The organism is Blautia sp. AM47-4 (assembly GCF_003479865.1).
In the GTDB taxonomy this organism is placed as follows: domain Bacteria; phylum Bacillota; class Clostridia; order Lachnospirales; family Lachnospiraceae; genus Fusicatenibacter; species Fusicatenibacter saccharivorans.
Map to the genome: position 1 here is coordinate 87,613 of NZ_QUHY01000011.1, position 20,950 is coordinate 108,562.

12 protein-coding genes are annotated in these 20,950 nt (G+C 38.6%); all 12 read left to right on the forward strand.

Going from position 1 to position 20,950, the window contains the following annotated elements; translation table 11 throughout:
• Positions 1-8: 8 nt before the first annotated feature.
• The 12 genes from lysS to DW965_RS09430 all read left to right on the forward strand — a co-directional run bounded on the left by lysS (position 9) and on the right by DW965_RS09430 (position 20,664).
• Positions 9-2,057 (forward strand): lysine--tRNA ligase, encoded by a 2,049-nt coding sequence (lysS, locus tag DW965_RS09370; protein WP_119198328.1) that lies wholly within the window; start codon positions 9-11, stop codon positions 2,055-2,057.
• A 263-nt stretch (positions 2,058-2,320) separates the two neighbouring features.
• The gene (locus DW965_RS19905) at positions 2,321-2,605 is read left to right on the forward strand and encodes a MerR family transcriptional regulator (protein ID WP_243036542.1); all 285 of its coding nucleotides are present in this window, start codon (positions 2,321-2,323) and stop codon (positions 2,603-2,605) included.
• Positions 2,602-3,210, forward strand: coding sequence for a hypothetical protein (locus tag DW965_RS09375; protein ID WP_243036544.1), 609 nt, complete (start codon positions 2,602-2,604; stop codon positions 3,208-3,210). Before DW965_RS19905 ends, DW965_RS09375 begins: the two co-directional genes overlap by 4 nt.
• A 358-nt stretch (positions 3,211-3,568) precedes the next feature.
• Positions 3,569-3,958, forward strand: coding sequence for a helix-turn-helix domain-containing protein (locus DW965_RS20405; RefSeq protein ID WP_004842237.1), 390 nt, complete (start codon positions 3,569-3,571; stop codon positions 3,956-3,958).
• Between the two features lie 202 nt (positions 3,959-4,160).
• Positions 4,161-5,813, forward strand: a complete 1,653-nt coding sequence (locus tag DW965_RS09390) for a PucR family transcriptional regulator (RefSeq protein WP_119198329.1) — start codon at positions 4,161-4,163, stop codon at positions 5,811-5,813.
• A gap of 195 nt (positions 5,814-6,008) precedes the next feature.
• A complete protein-coding gene (lepB, locus tag DW965_RS09395) occupies positions 6,009-6,560 on the forward strand; it encodes a signal peptidase I (protein WP_055169112.1) in 552 nt (183 codons plus the stop codon).
• 61 nt (positions 6,561-6,621) lie between these two features.
• Complete coding sequence (locus DW965_RS09400; protein ID WP_119198330.1) at positions 6,622-7,770, forward strand: DUF7601 domain-containing protein; 1,149 nt, start codon at positions 6,622-6,624, stop codon at positions 7,768-7,770.
• A 142-nt stretch (positions 7,771-7,912) separates the two neighbouring features.
• A complete protein-coding gene (srtB, locus tag DW965_RS09405) occupies positions 7,913-8,833 on the forward strand; it encodes a class B sortase (protein ID WP_119198331.1) in 921 nt (306 codons plus the stop codon).
• Entirely contained in the window at positions 8,830-9,510 is a 681-nt protein-coding gene (locus DW965_RS09410) for an FctA domain-containing protein (protein ID WP_119198332.1), read from the forward strand. Before srtB ends, DW965_RS09410 begins: the two co-directional genes overlap by 4 nt.
• The gene (locus DW965_RS19920) at positions 9,500-12,961 is read left to right on the forward strand and encodes a DUF7601 domain-containing protein (protein ID WP_243036546.1); all 3,462 of its coding nucleotides are present in this window, start codon (positions 9,500-9,502) and stop codon (positions 12,959-12,961) included. The genes DW965_RS09410 and DW965_RS19920 overlap by 11 nt, the downstream gene beginning before the upstream one ends.
• Before the next feature lie 110 nt (positions 12,962-13,071).
• On the forward strand, positions 13,072-14,520 hold the full coding sequence (locus DW965_RS09425) for an Rrf2 family transcriptional regulator (RefSeq protein ID WP_119198333.1): 1,449 nt from the start codon (positions 13,072-13,074) through the stop codon (positions 14,518-14,520).
• A gap of 33 nt (positions 14,521-14,553) precedes the next feature.
• Positions 14,554-20,664: a Cna B-type domain-containing protein gene (locus tag DW965_RS09430; protein WP_243036547.1), complete on the forward strand. Its 6,111-nt coding sequence runs from the start codon at positions 14,554-14,556 to the stop codon at positions 20,662-20,664.
• Positions 20,665-20,950 lie beyond the last annotated feature (286 nt).

The following is a 20,950-nucleotide window of genomic DNA, read 5'->3' on the forward strand; positions in this document are numbered from 1 at the left end:
TGAAGAGATTGGCACAGCAGACACAGGAACAGGATATTAACCACTTACTGAAGGTTCGCCGCGAGAAACTTGCAGAGCTGCAGCAGAACGGAAGAGACCCGTTCCAGATTACAAAGTTCGATCAGACACATCATTCGCTTGAGGTGAAAGGTCTTTACGAGGCACATGAGAGTGAGCTGTTAAAAGACCGCCAGGAGCCGAACGTAGAGGGAATGGATGAGGAGCAGGCGAAAGAAGCTCTTAAAAAGGATTACGAAGAGAGAAGAAATATCATGGACGCAAGCCCGATCCATGTGGCAATTGCAGGACGTATGATGTTTAAGAGAGTCATGGGCAAGGCATCTTTCTGCAATATCCAGGATTTACAGGGAAACATCCAGGTATACGTTGCAAGAGATGCGATCGGAACAGAGTCTTACGCTGATTTTAAAAAATCGGATATCGGTGATATCTTCGGAGTGGAAGGATTTGCTTTCAGAACAAGAACAGGTGAGATTTCTATCCATGCAGAGAAAGTGACACTCCTCTCCAAGAGCTTACAGATCCTCCCGGAGAAGTTCCACGGTCTGACAGATGTAGATACCCGTTACCGTCAGAGATATGTAGACCTGATCATGAACACAGAGTCTAAAGATACCTTTATCAAGCGTTCCAAGATTCTCAGTGCGATCCGCAAGTACTTAAGCGGAGAAGGATTCATGGAAGTTGAGACTCCAATGCTTGTACAGAACGCAGGTGGAGCAGCAGCAAGACCGTTCGAGACACATTTCAATGCCTTGAACGAAGATCTGAAGCTTCGTATTTCCCTGGAGCTGTACCTGAAGAGACTGATCGTCGGAGGACTCGAGAAGGTATATGAGATCGGACGTGTATTCCGTAATGAGGGTCTTGATACAAGACATAACCCGGAGTTCACTCTGATGGAGCTTTACCAGGCATTTACAGATTACCACGGCATGATGGATCTGACAGAGAACCTGTATCGTTTTGTCGCACAGGAAGTGCTCGGAACGACACAGATCGTATACAAGGGAATCCCGATGGATCTCGGTAAGCCGTTCGAGCGTATCACAATGGTTGACGCAGTGAAGAAGTACGCAGGCGTTGACTGGAATGAAGTTGAGACTCTGGAGCAGGCAAGAGAACTTGCAAAAGAGCATAATATTGAGTTTGAAGAGAGACATAAAAAAGGTGATATCCTGAATCTCTTCTTTGAGGAGTTTGTAGAGGAGCATCTGCTTCAGCCGACGTTCGTTATGGACCACCCGGTTGAGATCTCGCCGCTGACGAAGAAAAAGCCAGAGAATCCGGAATATGTAGAGCGCTTCGAGTTCTTCATGAATGGATGGGAGATGGCAAATGCTTACTCTGAGCTGAATGACCCGATCGACCAGAGAGAACGTTTTAAAGCCCAGGAAGAACTGCTTGCCCAGGGCGATGATGAAGCCAATACAACAGATGAAGACTTCATGAACGCACTGGAGATCGGTATGCCGCCGACCGGTGGTATTGGATTCGGCATTGACCGTATGTGTATGCTTCTGACAGGAGCTGAGGCAATCAGAGACGTGCTGCTCTTCCCGACAATGAAGTCCTTAGATGGTGTAAATAAGAAAAATGATGTAAATAATACAGCTTCTGAAGCACCTGAAAAAAATGTAAAAACTGAGTCTGAAAAGATTGATTTTTCTAAGGTAAAGGTAGAGCCTTTATTTGAGGAATTTGTTGATTTTGATACATTCAGTAAGTCAGATTTCCGTGCAGTAAAGGTTAAAGAGTGTGTTGCAGTACCGAAGTCAAAGAAACTGTTACAGTTTACGCTTGATGACGGAACAGGCACAGACAGAACCATTTTAAGCGGTATTCACGCTTATTATGAGCCTGAAGAACTGGTTGGAAAGACGCTTATCGCTATCACAAATCTTCCACCGAGAGCGATGATGGGCATTGACTCTTGCGGTATGCTCCTCAGTGCTATCCACGAAGAAGAAGGCGAAGAAAAGCTCCATCTTCTGATGGTTGATGACCATATTCCAGCAGGTGCAAAGCTCTATTAAGATGATGTAAAGATGTACCGTTTTACCGAATAGACGGGACGTACTTCATTTGATAAAAAACTAAAAAAACAGCGATTTACATCAAACTTACATCAATTGATGCAGAAATCGGTGCAAGCAAGAAAAAATCGCATAATTGGCAGAATGAATGGGCAGTCCTGAAATCGGGATTGCCCATTTTTAGAAGAAAGACGAAAAACTCTTGACCTGCACGCAGCGTATACGCTTATACTATCAACATAAATCATAAGGAGGTGCATCGGATGTTATTAAATGAAATTATAAATGAGGTTGGAATGACAAAGCGTGCAGTTAAGTATTATGAAGAAAAAGGATTGCTGTCAGTGGATAAAGATAACAATGGTTATCGTAACTATACTGCACAAGATGTTGAAACTTTAAAAAAGATTTCAGTATATAGAAAACTCGGTATTAGTATTAAAGACATACAGAGCCTTTTGGAAACTGGCGACAAAAGTATTCTTCTTCGTATTTATCAAGAAAAAGTGCAGGAAAAAGTTTTAAAAGACTCAGAACTTGAGCTTTGAAGCAATTTATAGATGATGGTGACGCAGACAAAGCAAATGAGGCACTTGATTATCAAACCGTTGAAAATGCAATTGAGTCTTTGCTACCGGGAAAAGAATGGGGAGATTATTTTAAAAGTCATTTCAAACCATTTCTTAATGTAAGGTTGAAGACTCTGGAACAGAAGCAGGCACTACATAATATATTAGAATATTGCGATGAAACGACATTGAAAGTTCCTTTTATTATGGGAATAGGTGCGAAGATGATAGGTGGGATTGCACAAGAAACCAGAACCGCAGATGAGATGATAGCCTATTATCGTGATATGAGTGAAAGTGAATATGAAAGACTAAAAGAAAAAGTATGGAAAGGTGCTAAAATGAAAAACGGTATAATGAAATACCATCCAGCATTTATTGCACAGAGAAAAATGCAGAAAGAGTTACAAAATAAAGGATATAACGATATATTCATTCCTAATTTAATGGTTCTGTCTCCAACGTATGCAGAATATAAGAAAGCGTTAGATAATGTGAACGATAGAATGTGTAGAGAACTTGGACTGTATTATGATAGCAATTATAACTTAGTTATTAAAAAGATAATTCTAAGTAAAAGTTAAACTACCCTTTGGGAGAGGAGAAATCCTTTTCTCAAAGGGCTTTTTCTATTTATACGGATATTCGCAAACTACAAGATAAAGCCAAAACTTCATATATACTGACAATATCAACAGAAGCCGGAGAGAGGAGCTGATCGTGGTGTAAGATAAAATTCCCATCCTGATAGGTAACTGCATAGATAAAGTTATCTATCAGGATTTTTTGAGTTATAATATCATTTTTTAACAACATGTATTTGACAGATTTCCTCGTAGAAAGTATCATAAATATATGCAACAACTGAATATCGTGGACTGTCCAGCTATATTTTTTTTACTTGAATAGTCTTGTGTACAAGAGCATATAATCAATAAATAAATGTCTAATAAATCTTCTGGTCAACAGGTACAATATTGGTATCATAGACTAGAAGAGAGGTGTATATACTTGTGTGTGGAAGAGTATATTCCGTTAAGAATTGCGGAACTATGCCGGAAGCGAGGATATACAAAATATAGGTTAGCTCAGCTTACAGGAATAACGCAGACGGCTCTGGGAAATATGCTGAATCAGAAGAGTATGCCGACGATGGCTAATCTGGAAAAAATATGTGATGCTTTTGAAATTACAATCGCACAATTTTTTTCAGATGATGAAAGCAGATTGGATCTGACAAAAGAGCAAAAAGAAATACTTGAGATTTGGGATGGCTTGGATGAGAAGGAAAGAGAAATTTTTATGACTTTTATCCGCAGCCTGAAGAAGTAATGGACAGTTCGACAAAGATGCGAGCTGTCTTTTTTATTTGAATCTATATAAAATATGCATTTTATACGCATGAAGAAATTGACAGAAAATTTCGGGGGGGGGGTATAATTACACTGTATACTTATGCCACTTTTGAAAACACAACATCAGATGCTGGTACAACCAAAGTAGACAACAAAAGACGAATTTGACGAGGTGCTGAATGGCTTATACGGTAAAACAATTATTAGAATCGAAACAATTTCCTGATATGAGATTAGTGACATGTAAAGAAAATCTGAATCAGGAAATTAAAGGTATACGAATTATCGAAATAGAAGATATGGAAAGATATCTGACTGGAGGAGAGCTTCTTCTTACAAATATGAAAGTGTATTTCGGAGAAACGGACAGAGAGTTTCGGAAACATTTGAATGAACTGGAGAAGAAACAGGTCAGTGGATTTATTATAAAGCAGCATCCGGACATGGTACAGAAAGTCAATTATTATGATATTTTATTAAAGTTTTGTTCGGAACGTAATATTCCAGTGATAGAAATTTCGGAAGATGAGTATTATTGGGGTATTATAAAATATGTTATTCTGCAGATCTATGATGAAAATATCGCACGGTTGATTTATTTCAAATTGACACACGACAATATTTCTAACATGTTATTGGATGGAGAGGATTTTGAAGATCCAACTAAAAATATTTTGTTTCTATTGTCTTCCATGATTGATAATCCGGTAGCGTTATATTATAGTAACTTAACTTGCTGTGCGTCCACAACGCAGGATCTGTCTGATTTTGTATTTGAGAAAAATGTTGAGAAATATAAACCGGATATTGTTACCAGATTTGAATACAAAAAACAGAGAAAAGAGCATACGCAATATATTACAAAAATACATGTGTTAGGCCGAACAGAAATTTATTTGGTAGTCACGGAAGTGAATATGCCATTAACAATACTGGACTATATGGCATTGGAAAATGCTGTTATTACTTTACAGTATAGTTTTATGGAAACATATGCTAAAAATGAGATAGAAAAAAAATATCAACGAGATATTGAATATAGCTTGCTTAATGGTTTATTAACGGGCGATGAATTGAGTAAAGCTGCAAGAATGCTAAAATTGAAAGATACAGCTCAATATTGTGTGGTAAGTTTTCATACGATTTCAAGCAATAGCGAAGATTATTATACAAAAGAAGAATTAGAAGAAATCGGAGTGATAGAAGGCGAGATTCAGAGATTACTTCCGGACGAACATATTTACCGGAATTTGAATCAGATTGTGTGTATTCATGAAATTAAGCCTGGGGAAACACAAGCAGGGTTCCGGGAAGAAATGGAAAAATTATATCAGACAGTACAGAAGCAGATTTTTCACAGAAATAAGACAACGGATTTTCAGATTGGCATTGGAAGTATTGTTAATGGATATGGAGATTTGAAAAAATCTTTTAATGATTCAAAGAAAGTCATAGACTATATGGATATGCTCAGATATCTCTATGGTGATAAGAATATATCGGTAGCCGATTTTTCTAAGCTCGGTTTTTTCCAGATTTTTGAAAAAATCAAAAATCGTGATGAACTGATGGAATATGTGCCAGAGTCACTTGTGAAATTATATTGGTATGATAAAGAACATGATGGAGAACTGATTGAAACGCTGCAGGCGTATCTGGACTGTGATAAGAGTGCGAATAAAGCAGCTGAAAAACTCTATGTAAATTATCGTACTCTTTCAGGGCGATTGAAAAAAATAAGAGATATTTCTGGCATTGATTTCAAGAATTCTGCTGAGATGCTGGCTGTTAGAAATGGAATCGTTTTATTCAAAATGGCAGAAACACTGTAATTTAAAGAGAAACTATATCTCTACGGTATGGTTTCTTTTTTTGCGAAAAACCGATAACTACAAACTTTTTGTAGCAAAACGTGAAAATATCTTCCTATTCTCTGTATTATTTTTGCAAAAAACAAGTGCTATACTTTAATCAGTACATAAAAGAATACCTTGATTATCTAAGTTGATATGAAGCAGGAATGAAACATGAAAAAGAAGCAGGTTGAGAAAGAACAGAATAATGAGAAACAGCTTCCCAGACAGGAAACGACACTGGGAGAAGATATCTTTCAGCTGTTATTGAAGATTGTTCTTATCATTTTGGCGGTCATCCTTGTTTTTACATTTATGTACGGGATGGCGAGAATCAATGACGTATCTATGAAACCAGCAATAAAAGATGGTGATCTGGTCATGTATTATCGACTGGACAAGCGTTTTGTGTCCGGTGATATTGCAGTATTTAAGAAAGATGGCAGAACAACCACAGGCAGGGTCGTAGCAGTCGCAGGTGATACCGTAGATATAACAAAAGACGGTTTGATGATTAACGGCGCTACGCAGATTTCACAGGATATTTATTTTGACACCACACAGTTTCAAAATGGAGTTGACTTTCCAATCACTGTTGGAGAAGGTCAGATATTTGTACTGGGTGATAACAGACCGGAAGCGTCAGACAGCAGAATCTATGGCTGTATTAATATTAAAGATGTCAAAGGAAAAGCGATTGCGGTTATTCGGACCAGAGGACTCTAATCCCCTCCTCCGTTAATCAAATAAAAACAAATAATATTTTATCTACAAGGGAGGAATCATTATGAGCATGAACAAAATGTTCAAAAAAGTGCTCGCAGTTGTTGCTGCTGGTGCCATGACGATGGGAATGGCAATGCCAACATTTGCGGCACCTGGGGTCAAGACAACAGAGGCTTGGATTACTAAGACCTACAATACTGAGGTCGGAAAGGCTGAGACATTTAGCTTTACTGCAGAGCAGGTTAAAACAGGAACTGGTATCATTACAACAGATGCTGTAGTAACGATGCCGACGATTTCGTTTACAGCTGATGAAACGGGAACAAAATCTAAGAGAGGTCAGATTACATTTCCAACATATCAAGAAGCCGGTAAGTATGAGTATACTGTAAAAGAGTCTGATACAGTAACTCCGGCAGTAACAAATGGTGATCATGAAAAAATGATCATGTCACAGGCTGAATACACGATGGACGTATATGTTACTGATGGAAAAAATGGTCCTGAAATCTCTAACATCGTTGTAAATAAGACTAAGAATGATGCAGGACAGACTGCAACTGGTAAAGTGGACATTAGCAATACAGATGATAATGATTTTAAATTCACTAACACCTATGTACAGGAAGCTGGTACAGGTACAGATCCTACAAATCCAGATCCGACTTATCCGGATAATGGATCTTTGAAGGTATCTAAAGCAGTTATTAATGCAAATGGTACAGCAACAACTCCTGACGATGAGTTCGTTTTCACAGCAACCTTTGCATTCCCGAAAGGAACAGATGCAAACACACTTGGCGGAATCAAAGATGCTAATGGAAAATCTGTTACGCTTGGTGAAGGCGGAACATACACATTCAAGCTGAAAGCAAATGCAAACATGAAATTCACTGGTGTTCCTGTAGGAACAACAATTAGCGTAAAAGAGTCTGCAGCTAAAAACTATAAAGGTAGTGCTGAAATCACTATCAATGGTACTAAGCTGACTCCTGTTGCTGCAACATCATACAACACAGAACTTACAGCGGTAAATAATAATGAAAAATTAGGTCAGAAACAGAATACCGTTGATGTAACCAATACATACAACGATGTACCTGTAACTGGTATCATCATGAACACTCTTCCATACGTTCTGATGATTGCACTTTGCGGTGTAGCACTGATCGCTTTTGTAGGATTCAAACGCAGAAGATTACAGAAATAATAAAATATAGCAACCAGGAAAGGGGATGTGTGCGGCGTTGCTCCGCCGCATCCCTTTTTGCTAATTTTGCGAGCAAATTGGTCAGATGAACCAGCTTTGATAAATATAAAAGAAACAGAAATGGTGAAAGGAACTTGTACATATGCTTCGGATGAAGAAAGTGCTGAAAGGAATTATCAGAGGATTAGACCATATTGTAAATTTTATAGCATTATCACTGATTCTTGCAGCTATGTTTCTCTCCGGTTATATGCTGTGGGATTCCCATCAGGTATATCAGACTGCAGATGCAAAAAATTATGAAGCATATATTCCTACTGAAAAGAGTACGAAATCTTTTGAAGAATTACAGAAAATCAATTCGGATGTGATTGGATGGATACGAGTGAATGACACAAATATCAATTATCCATTGGTGCAGACGGACAATGATGATACTTATATGAATACAGATGCGGAAGGAAACTATTCCTTAAGCGGAGCAATCTTTTTACATTGTGCAAATAAGCCGGATTTTTCGGATTTTGATAATATTATATATGGCCACCATATGGAAAAACACATGATGTTTGGAGATATCGGTGAATTTACAAAAGAACAGTATTTCAACGAACATCCATATGGAAATCTGTTCTTTGACGGAAAAGATCATGGAATCGAATTCTATGCATTGATGCAGGTAGATGCCTATAATGAAACGATTTTCAATGTGTGTCTGGACACACCAGAAGCGAAACAGGAGTATCTGCAGGAAATCGAGAACAATGTTTTATATAAAAGAGATATGAATATAACGGAAGATGATCATCTGGTTTTGCTGACCACCTGTACATCGGATATGACAAATGGAAGAAATATCCTGGTGGGACGCTTAACAGATCAGATATATCCGGAAAAAGAAAAAGCCAAAAACGTAGGTACAGGAATTGATGAACTGAAAAATGCAGTAGGAAAAGTGCCAGTTATTGTATGGTTTATCCTGATTGTCCTTGTACTGATTCTGATAGCAAGACAGATAGAAAAGAAAAGAAACAAGAAGAAAGAAGGAGAGGGAGAAGCATGAGAACAGCACGTTTAACAAAAATAGCCATGGTTATATTCCTGTCCATGATATTCTTTCTGGGTGTTCAAAAACCAGTACTGGCAGCTGGCAAAAACACAACAGTGAAAATACCAGTGGAACAGATATTTGAAGCGAACAATTCTGTAGATGCTGACAAAACAGGCTCTTATGTTTTAATAGCAGATCAGATACAAAATCCAATGCCGGAGGGAAGCAATGGAAGAACATTTACCTGGAATATGAGTGGCAATTCTTCTACAGAGCTGATTATGAATGTCGGACAGGCAGGAGAATATCATTACAAGCTGTACCAGGCAACAGAGAATAAAGAAAATTATACATATGATTCAAAAACCTATGATGTAACGATTGAAGGATTCTTTGATTCCAATAATGAACTGATGGCGGTAACAGTGGTCAAAAATGAAAATGGAGATAAAGTATCGAAGGTTTCATTCAAAAACTCGTATACCGGTCAAACTGGTAAAAATCAAAACCCGGTTCCATCTTCCCCAAGATCAAAGGATATTATTCATAATGGTTCGCCGGTAAAGACAGGTGATGATAGTCCGGTTGCAGGCTATTTGTTCTTATTCTTTGGCTCAGTTATCTGCCTTTGCGGATTACTCATGGAGAAGCAGAAGAACAGGAAGGAAGATGTGAAAAATGAGGCATAAGAATTGGAAAACATATTTGAAAATAGCATGTTCCTGGCTTCTAATCTTTTCTATTTGTTTTATGAATCTGGAAACCGTAAGTGCATCAGAAGATGAAACATCAGTGGTTACAGAGCAGGAAGAAACACAAGATACAGAAGCATTTACAAGTGAGACAGATGCACAACAGACAGAAACCGAGCAAACTTCGGAGCAATTTACATCAGAAACAGAAACTGAGGAACAGATTCCGGATAGCATAGAAGTGGAGAAGCTGGAGAAAGAAATACAGGAAGCAACTTCAAATGGTCAGGTACCGACCACAAAATTGGTGGAATATGTAGATGAATCCGGCAATGCGATTGAAGGAGCACCAGAGACCATTGAGCTTGGAAAAATATCAGATCATTCAGAGTTAAATATTTCTGACAAAGATTATGAATTTAAGAGTGCAAAAGTAAATGATGCAGACTGTTCCTTTATAGGAGTATATAAAGATACGGTTTATTGGAGTTCCGATAATATCAATGCCAATAAGTTTGCAGATGGACAAAAACTGACTATGACTTATGCATTGAAAGAAAAGGAAAAAGAGTCAGAAATATCGAAGACAGAAGACCTGGAGCAAGAAAAAGATACTACAGAAACTAAAGAATCTGAAACAGAAATATCAGAGAAGTCTTCAGAGCAGATTATTGACAATGAAAAATCTACAGAACAGGCAAGTGATGAGCAGCTTCCAGATACGATATCTGTACAGAGTTTGAATATCGCAATGCAGAGAAGTGTTACGAATGGTAATGAACAGACGACTAATCGTGTGGAATATGTTGATGCGAACGGAAAAGCAATTGACGGTGCTCCGACTACGATTGAGCTTGGAAATATCGAAGACCACAAAGAACTTACGATTAGTGGTTCCGGGAAAAACTATGAATTCAAGAGTGCAAGAGTAAATGGGAAAGATTGTGTCTATATCGGAAAATATAATGACACTGTATATTACAGCACTGATGGCGTGATTGCCATCAAATTGGATGATGGTCAGAAACTTACAATGACTTATCAGGAATATTACAATATTAAAGTCAATGAAGAAATCCCAGAAGGTGGAGTTGCTGGTACGATTACGACAAAAGCAGGAACGGTAAAGGTAAATACTGCTGACACGATACGTGTAAATGCTGGAGAAACGTGGAAGTTCACCGTGAAACCAGGAACAGCTAATAAAGTCAGATATAAAATTGGAAGCGTTACAGCAGCAGATGCGTCTACAAGTATTAAACAAGTATCCGGAGATGAATATGAAGCCAATTATGAAGCAAATTTTCAGAAAGACGATACAGTAACGATTTCATATGATAAAAATGGTGTATATCGTGTAATGATTAACACCGAAGACAATAATGGATTTGAATATATCAATATTGAGCATAGTAAAGAGAATGGATGGGACTATTTACCAGAACAACATAAACTTGTATGGACATATACGGAAGATAAAGTGAAGTATGATGGATCTATTGATCTTCCAAAATTCCATATAAAAAGAGGATATAGATTGGTTCATATGGTATTAAATGGAGAAACGGTAGCAGCTGCAGATAGTAACAAAGAAGTTCCGGATGGTGTGGGAGCGAATCAAGGTGTAAAAGGACATGCAGGTAAACTTATTGTAAATGCCCAAATAACTAATGAATATACTAAAAATAAAGGTGACGAAACAGATTGTAGCTTTGAATACAGTTTCAATGTGCAATGTACAGACGGAGGAGGGAGAGATTTTAATTTTAATTTAGCTCCGTATCGAACAGGGAAGCAGGTTTTAACCGTACGTTTAAAAACAGACAACCGTCGAAGTGGTGAAGGTATCGATGTTGTCATGTGGGATCCTGATCAGAATAAGCTGGTTCCAATGAGAGATAATGATACGGTAAATATGGATCCTGTGGGAGATGCATTAGCAGTATCTTTAAACAATAGACAAGTGAGAATCTTTTTTGCAAAGCCAAAACCAGGATATCGATTTGCAGGAGTGGGTGTAGACAGTGCACAGCCGTCAGGTGGAGTTAATACTGATGGCGGAAAATCTAGAGCTGCTGTAGGTGATCTAAATAATATGAATGCTACTTCTCTTGGAAAAAAAGGAGAATTTAAAGTTTATGATGAAATTTGGGAAGCAGCTAAAAATGCAGCAAGTAGTGCAGGGTATGAAAAATTTTTGGCATATGCAGGAGAGAAGACAACACATGATACCGATTGGGAATTGTATGCAGGCTATTTCATGTCTACGAAAGAAAGCGTCTATGTACATTACAATTCTGGTGCCGGCGAAGGTGTGCTTCCGGCAGATGCAGTTGTGAAAAATATTCCGTATAATGAGGAACTTGATATTATAAAAAACAAACCAATGCAGTCTTATGGAGAAAATCCAAACACCCATGAGGGGATAAGAGGTATGGGAAGCACCTTTCGAATAGGGGAGGAATGTCCAGAACCAACCTGTGAGGGATATGAATTCCTTGGCTGGAAGCTACGTCTGACTCCATGGTTTGGAAATCCAACATATAGTGAAAAGTTATATCAGCATAATGAAGTCTTTAACATTTCTGAGGAAAATTATGAATTTGCCGCAAACCGTGACCTTCCAGTGTCTGTATGGACTGGTGAGGTGGGATATCAATTTGTTGCACAGTGGAAAAAAATCGATACGAAAAAGGTAGAAGTGAATCATTGGCTTAAGGTACCGAATAGTACAAAAAAATTGGGAAAGACAACAGAAGGTACGATTTCATTTGCGGAAGATAATGAAACGGTTACTGCATTTGCAAAGCCGGAACCGGCAGGAACATTTCCGGGATACATTTTTGATAAGGAGGATAGTACATTAGAAAAGACCGTTACCAACGATGCGTCTACAGGCACGATTGAATTAAATTTGTATTATAAGCCAACCGTATTGAGAGTCAGAAAAATTGTATCCGGATATAATCTGGAACTGGATAAGGCATTCTCGTTTACGATTCAGGCAAATGCACCGGATGGAAAGGATACAAATGCTGCAACTCTTAGCAGTGACCAGGTTTACATCAAAAAAGGCGATGGAACAGAAGAAAATCTAGCTTTTACAAACAATCAGGCAACTTTTACATTAAAGAAAGGTGAATATGTGGATATCAGCTGTTTGCCGACAGGATGGACATATACCGTTACAGAGACAGAGCCGGGAACAAATTTCAAGGCTTCGTACAGCATAAATGGGGGAACGGTGACAGATGGAGCGGAAGCATTATTTACGATGGCAACTACAGGAAGTGAAGAGATTCAGTTTACCAATACATCGACCATTGCACCGCCAGTAACTGGAAGAGATATTCAGAATAGCAGTTGGATTATGATGCTAATTGTGGCTTTGCTTATTGGCATGAGCGGCGTGGTATTTTTCAGAAAAGTAAAAAGAAAATATCGTTAGGGCAAAGGGAAGGATTGTGCTTGTGAAGTGAAAAACCTGAAAGTATGATTCTTCCTTTTTCAATCAATGAGTTTATGTACGGAACAAAGAAAAGAGAGAGGTGAGCACCTATGCAGCTTACTAATACAACGGATTATGCAATCAGGATTGTCTGTTATTTGGCAATAAAAAAGCGCAGGGTTACAACGGCAAAATTAGCTTCTGAATTAAAGATTCCGGAGAGCTATATTCCAAAAATCACAAAGCAGTTAAAAAAAGAGAAGATTATTTCAGCTTCTGAAGGTACCAGTGGAGGATATGCCCTTGCCAAAAATCCAGAAAAAATTTCTTTATTTGATGTCATATCATGTATGGAATCAACAATGGCAATCAGTCGCTGTCTTGAAAAGGATGGATTTTGCTCCAGAAACTGTACGGATTGCTGTAAAGTACATCAAGTCTTATTGGACTTACAGAACACTTACAATAACCGATTAGAAAATGTGAAAATCTCTGATATTATCAGACCTGGGAAAGATGAATATTTTGGGCGATTTTATATCATTCTGAAAGTTAATTTAGCGGAAAACAGTTATGAATGTATCTATTCTCATAACAGGGGGATTTATGATGATGTAAAAACTGCAGGAACATATGATGATTTTCTGAAAGTATATTGTGAAAAATATGTATGTGAAAAAGATTGTGAAAAACTGCAGGAATTTTTGAAAAGCGATTCGTTGACAGAGCATTTGAAAAAGGGCTGTTCAGAAGAAGATATCGTTTATCAAAGAAGAAGCGAGAAAAACTCAGAGACTTATGTTTGGATGGAAGTAAAAAGATTTGTGGATGAAAATGAGAAAACTGCTGTTATTACATTCCATAATGCAAAAGTTATCCCTAACACAATTGTAAATATGGAACGGGAATTAAGACAAAAAGCACAGGATGAGACAAAACAGTATTGGAAAATGGTTTCGCTTCTGGCTGCAGTGTTGAATCACAATAATCTTATAGAAACAGAATATCAGGATGATATCTGTTTTTATACAAAACAAGTGTATCTTCAACTACAGAAAAACTATCCGGAGTATGGGATTACAGAGGAAGAAATAGAAAATGTCTCTCATCTGGCTCCAATTCATGACATTGGAAAAATCCGTGTGCCGATAGAGATATTGAACAAAAACGGTAAATTAACAGCTGATGAGATGGAAATTGTAAAGCAGCATCCTCTTACAGGGGCAGAGATGACATTGCGGTTTCCACAAGGAACTACGACAGAAAAACTTAATAAGTATAGCTATGAAATATGCAGATATCACCATGAAAGATATGATGGATCTGGTTACCCGGATGGACTAAAAGGTGATGAAATACCACTTTGTGCTCAGGTAGTAGGCCTTGTGGATGCTTATGATGCATTGGTCAGTGTACGCCCCTATAAAAGAAAATTAAAGCATGAAGAAGCCATAAGAATGATTGCCAACGGTGAATGTGGTGTATTTTCAAAAAAACTATTGCAGTGCTTTATAGCAGCGGCAATGCAGAAGGAATGGATAAAAAAGGCAGATAGTTGAGAAAAGGAAAATATGTTTTTAGGAGGAATTTGTGTGAAGAGGAAAAAGAGATGGCTAAGATGGATAGCCTGGACACTTTTATTGGTTTTGTGCATGAATAGCGCAGGAACGACAGTTTTGGCAGTTTCAGTGGAAGAAGAGAATATTCCAAATATAAATAGTACTCAAGAGGGTGAAATGCGCACAGAAGATTTTATTCCGGAGGAAAGTACATCATTGTCGGAAGAGACGTCGAAAGAAGAAAATACTTCGCCATCAGAAGAGACTCCTGGAGAGAAAATCACCCCGCCATTAGAAGAGACTCCTGGAGAGAAAATCACCCCGCCATTAGAAGAGATTCCGGAGGAAGAAATTACTCCATCCCAGGGAGAGCTTTCAGAAGAAGAAAAAGCCTTCGAGGAGCAGATTGCACAAGAGGAATCACCGAAACTTCAGGAGATTTCCGAAGGATTTGATATTGATTTCTATGTCATTATTGATGGAAACAAGGTAAAGCTTCAGCATAATGACATTACCGGCATTGCAACATGGAAAGACGGAAGAACTACCTACTATGGTGTTTCCATTGAGGACCTGCTCCTGATATATGAAGAATTTGGATTTGTGAAAAATGGTGAGAATCAGAATCCGGATGCAAATAATAAGTTTGTATCTGCATACCGGGGAAAAAGCAGGATAGAATACGGAAAAGTTTATACAGACACAGAATCCGGAAAGACATATGTTTCTTACAATTATGGACAGAATAAACAAGGGGAAGCGATAGATGTTTACTACCTTCCAAATGGAAAAGGCGTTGCATTAAATTTAATAGATTCTGTAAAAAAGGACAACTCGTTTTATTCCGTAGAGGTAAAGGGAGAAGGGCAGGATCGGATTCGTTATGCATTAACAGGAACTGTAGTGGAAGAAGCTGTGGCTGATTTTAATCCACAATTGTCGGACCAGACAGACCAGATCGAATGGACCTGTATGGGAACAGATGATAAGGTGATAGATGGTATACGGGAATCAGGGAACCAGACGAGGTTCACAATCGGAAAGATCACACAGTCTTATGTGATCCAGAGAGCGGATCAGACAGCCTTTGACATTCAGTTTTATATATATGCAGACAATGAGGTTCGAAAGCTGCCGGCTGATTCTCTGAAAAAGGTGTATAAATGGAACCGTCAGGGCAGATGCTATTTATCTGTCAGTGATCTTGCTGAGATTTATAGAGAGTTCGGCTTGAATGCAGAGGAAACACAGTCCGGAAATTATTTTCCATATACAGTCCGTGGTGAGAAGACATTAGCACAGGCGACAGTGGTAACTTATAAAGGACAGCAATATGTATCTTATAACCTGGACAAGCAGGAAGCAACTGTACCAACAGACGTTTATTATATGCCAAAAGGAGCATCTGATGGCGAAAAAATTCCGGATAATAATTCAGACCAGATGAAGCAGAATAAGAACAGTTTCTATTCGGTTACAGTGATCAATCCGGATGGAAATCGAACTGTGAGTTACTATAAGAAAGATTCTGCGGTCACAATTTCCGTTGATCCAGGAGATACGAAGGAAAGCGACTGGCTTTGTGCCAGTGAGGATGAAAATAAAACAATCCATCCGGTAAAACAGGGCGATAAACTAACCTTTTCTATTGGGAAGATAGAGCAACCATATACGGTTGCATGCAACACTTTTGCACCAGCAACCTTGAATATTAAATTCTATACTTTTGTAGATAATGAGAGATATAATGTTCTAAACGAAGAAATTCCTGTTATAAAAGATACTACAACAAAGCCGGGAACAGTTTATTATTATATTTCTAATGATGAGTTAAAAAAGCATTTTGAAAAATTTCATTACGATGGTTCTATTCAAAATGGAGCAAAAGAGCGTTTTTATTATTCCAAGAGAGATTACGATACAATCCATAATGCAGGGATATACACGAAAGAAGGTCATGAATGTATTTATATAGGAGAATCCGGAGAGCCGATGGATGTGTATTACCTGCCAGACGGACAGAATAGTCCCATAATGAGTGCAAAGACCTTACTAGAACACGACGATGATAGATATAATGGTTTTTACAGTGTGACAGTACAGGATGACGATGGACAGGTTTACAGCCAAACAGCTTTGCGTGATCTTCCAGCAATTGATTTTGTTGCAAGAAAGTCAACACTTACAAGAACAGTTAGTACAAGGCCGCGTGTAGAAGAACAAACGCAGAATATAAACTGGGAATGCAGAAAGGAAGATGGTACTCTTTCAGAAGTTACATGGAGCAAAAATGAAGCAGAGCATACCATGAGCTTTACTATTCAGCCAGATGATGCAGTACGTCCATATGTGATTGTTCCTGATAATACAGAAAAACCGGCAGCAATAAAAGAAGCAAATATCAGTTTTTATGTATTTATCGATGGACATTATAAGCTGATAAAGAACCTCAATGCTGAGCAGCATTACATAATCAAAGCAAACAGTGGCCGAGCCAGTCGTTATTATTTGCGAGCTAAACCAGATGATACGATTTCTAAAATTTACAGTGAGTTTGGTTTCACTCCGAGCAAGCTGGAGCCCGGCGCAGATCAGAAAGAGAAGATTCTGTTTGGTTATGCGACAGACAGCCGTGTGTTTGTACAGCACCCTTATAAGGACAACGATGGTACATGGTATATTCCTGTCCTGAAAAACGGGAAAGATGTATCTGTCTATTATTTCTCACAGCCAAACCCACTGAATCCAGACAGAATCGAAAATTATTTTGATCGTTTGACAGGACTTTCTTCTCAGGTTGGGCTGGCAGGAAGACATTTCAGTGTAGAGGGAAGTTTTCATCTGATTGAAGTGTTGGATCCACTGAACCTGACCAAAAGAGAGGCGATTAAGAGACAGTATGTAGGCCATGGGGAAGCATATACTGTGGAAGTACCAAAGAGGGCAAGTTTAGAAGGTGAATATTATGGCAAGGAGATTGTCTGGAGTTGTACATCTAATGACAGGGACGAAAATGAGGTTCTTCCGGAACCGTCCGGAGATGATAAGGTAAAATTTGAAATTCCGAATGTTAACTCATCTTATGAGGTGATCGCAGACAAACCGCTGGAGTCTGGGGTAGTCAGGGTTATCTATAATACAACTCGTTATATGAAGAAACTTCCTAAGGAAGCTAAGTTGACCCCTCAGGTTGAGAATAAGACAAGACATACAGATGATTATGAGAATGAAATAGAAGCTGGAAAACATAACGTTAAGTCACCATATCCTCTGGTTTATGATCATGAAGATAATGACAGCAAAGAGTTGGAACAGTATGAATTCGATCATTGGGATTACAGAAACAAAGACGGAAAGTGGCAGGAATGCGGTGCAGGGGATTCTATTTCTGATCTTATAAATAATAATGCAAGACAGCCAATCACCCTCTATGCAGCGTGGCGTAAGGTGAGTAACCAAAATCGAAAACAGGTACAGTTTTATATCTGTAAGTCAGCGATGCCGGAAGATGGTTCGGTAGCATTACCAACCACGAATGTAGACGATTATACAAGTGCGGTTGCCGTGGCAAACTGTAATGTGAAGGCAAGTATATTGCATGATGTTCCAGTTCTTGGAAATAAGAATCCATCTACGTGGGAACAGTATGCGGATGGAAATAAGAGAGTGCAAGAACTTTTGCAGGGAACTAAACCAGATGAGGGATATATTGGAAATGGAGACTATATCTACAAGATAGATAGAATTCCTTCCGATGAAGAGGTATTCCAGACAATTCGTGAAAGCGGACGTATGATTCGTATCGGAGACAGGGAGATTCCGCCATCGAAATTAGATACCGAATTCTTCACCATTTATTGGTATTCTTTCAAAAGTGAAATGTCCGATGGGTGGCATATTGACGGACGTATTGTAGCAAAAAATGGTTACCTGACAGTAAAGAAAGATTTTGTCGGAATGCCGGAAGCAATAGAGGAAGTCAAGAAAGATTATTATATCCAGGTAGATATGGATGAAAAGCTTTTAGATGGAAAACCTCAGCCACCTGCATTTCATGAGCATATGAAACTTGTGCTTCCTTCAGAAGATAGCCAGAAACCGGATGCAGAAGCTCCGCAAGCGGAGGATGCTCCAATAGAAGTTGTAGGTACATGGACAGATGATACACATACAAGCTGTACGTGGATCGTTAAGGCGGACTCATTCTGGAAATACACATTAAAAGAGTACAACTATAAGCCAAAAGATTCGAATGTGAAATTTTCAGGTTGGTACAATGTTCGCAATTCTCATGAACAAGGAGATAATGTAAATTCATGGGAAGCATATCCAGAAAGTGGAATTAAATTCACAGGACGTGGAATTGGACGCGGTGGTGAAACTCTTACTATTGAATTGGAGAATCGTTATCAGAAAGAGGGAATACTCACACTGAACAAATTTGATGAGTCTACCGGACAAGGAATGGAGAAGATCAATTTTGCTGTCAGTAAGAACGGTGTTGAGGAGGAAACGGTAACAACTGATAAATACGGAATCGCACAACTTCACATTCCGTTACAAGATGAAAACAAACAGAACAGAACAGCAACTGAGACGTATTTGTTGCGAGAGACAAACTTACCGACGGGATATGTAGACACAGGAGATATACAGATCACAGTTGAGATTGCCAATGGAGCATTCAAAATCACTGATGCAAAACTGGTGGATAGGGAGGCTAACGAAAATCAGGAGGCTGTTAAGGCACCAGTTGATGGTAAGATAGACGGAAAATCTGTTCTGCTTCAGCGAGGAGATACCAGCCTTAATATCCGAAATTTTGCTAAAACAGGCACTCTGCATATCAAAAAGACATGGGAAAATCCAAATGATGCACTGACGGAAAAACAGGTGAAAATCAGATTGTATCAGAATGGAATTTCTACAGGACAGGAATTCCTGCTGAATGAAGAGAACGGATGGGAACACACAGTCGACAATGTTCCACTATTCCAGGACAGAAATCCGGTGGAATATAAGGTGGAAGAAATTGAGATGGGAAAGACACATTATTCTTTGGAATACGGGGATGGTTTCCTATATTATGAAGTTATTTATCCAGAGATTCAGTATTTCGATTCAAATGGACAACAAATATTCCCGAAGGATGAGAATGAGTTCAAGGATGTTTCCAAGATGGAACTGGAAGTGCAGAATCTGCATTTCAATCTTGCTGAACGAAGTTTCTTAAAGACGGATGATCTTCCAAGAAACCGACTTGCTGGTGCAGGTTTTCTGTTCTACAAAGTACCGTATGATGATGTTACGAAAAAATATGCGGATGATACAGGATATACAGTAGATTATGACAATACACAGAGCAAGGACGATATCGTTCTGAAAAAGGATGGAAAAACGTGTACGACGTATCGTTCCTTAGAAACAGATGAAAATGGAATGCTTCAATTACCGGAGGACTTTGAGAACGGACGATACTGGATGGTAGAATCTGTTACTCCAAACAAAAAGGACAAAGCAGATAAAACCAAAACACAGTATCAGGATAACTTTAATTTATATATGGTCGATGTAGAATCCGATATTTTATTCCTATATGAGAAATCACCGATGACAAATACCTGGAGAGCTGTTTCGGACAGACATATCGTCAATCATCCGCAAAAAGGCGGGGTGACGGTTGAGATTACAAAGGAAGTCACTGGTCCACTTGGAAACCGCAAGAAGCCATTTGATATGGAATTTCTCTATTGGGAAGATGGTCAAAAGCTGCGTAGCAAGACAATTAGAACTTCTTTGAAACATGGAGATAAAGTTACATTAAAAAATGTAGATATATCTTCGGATATCATAATAACAGAAACTGTTGATACATCAAAATACGCTGTTTCGATTTCTAAAAAAGAAGAGAATGATAAGTATTCAAATCCAGTGCAGGCAACATCGAATGGAAATACAGCTGTCATGAAACAGCGGATTGAGGCTGCACGAGGAGACGTGATTGAGTTAAAAATCACAAACGAAAACACACAATTAATACCGGAAACAGGGGTTCGTCTGGAAACAAGCAGGCATGTATGGTTACTATTTGCCATAAGTATTATCATGATTCTGTTTTTCAGAAGAAGACGGAAAATAAGATAAACACTGCTATGGAACAAAACTTGCAAAAATACATCAGACATTTTACATGTTTGTTGCATTGGAATAAAAAAAATAAACCACTATAATAATGGTATGCTCCCCTGGTATGCTCCCCGTCAAGAGGACAATAAAAAATAATAAATTTTTGTATCGTCAGCCATGCTATGGCTGGCGATATTTTAGTTTGCGCGCCATGGGCGCGCTCTAACGGGTGAAAGTCCCGAACACGCCTAGGCGACAAGGAAGTGTATAGCTGAACAGCAAGGGTGTCTATCGTAAGGTAGAA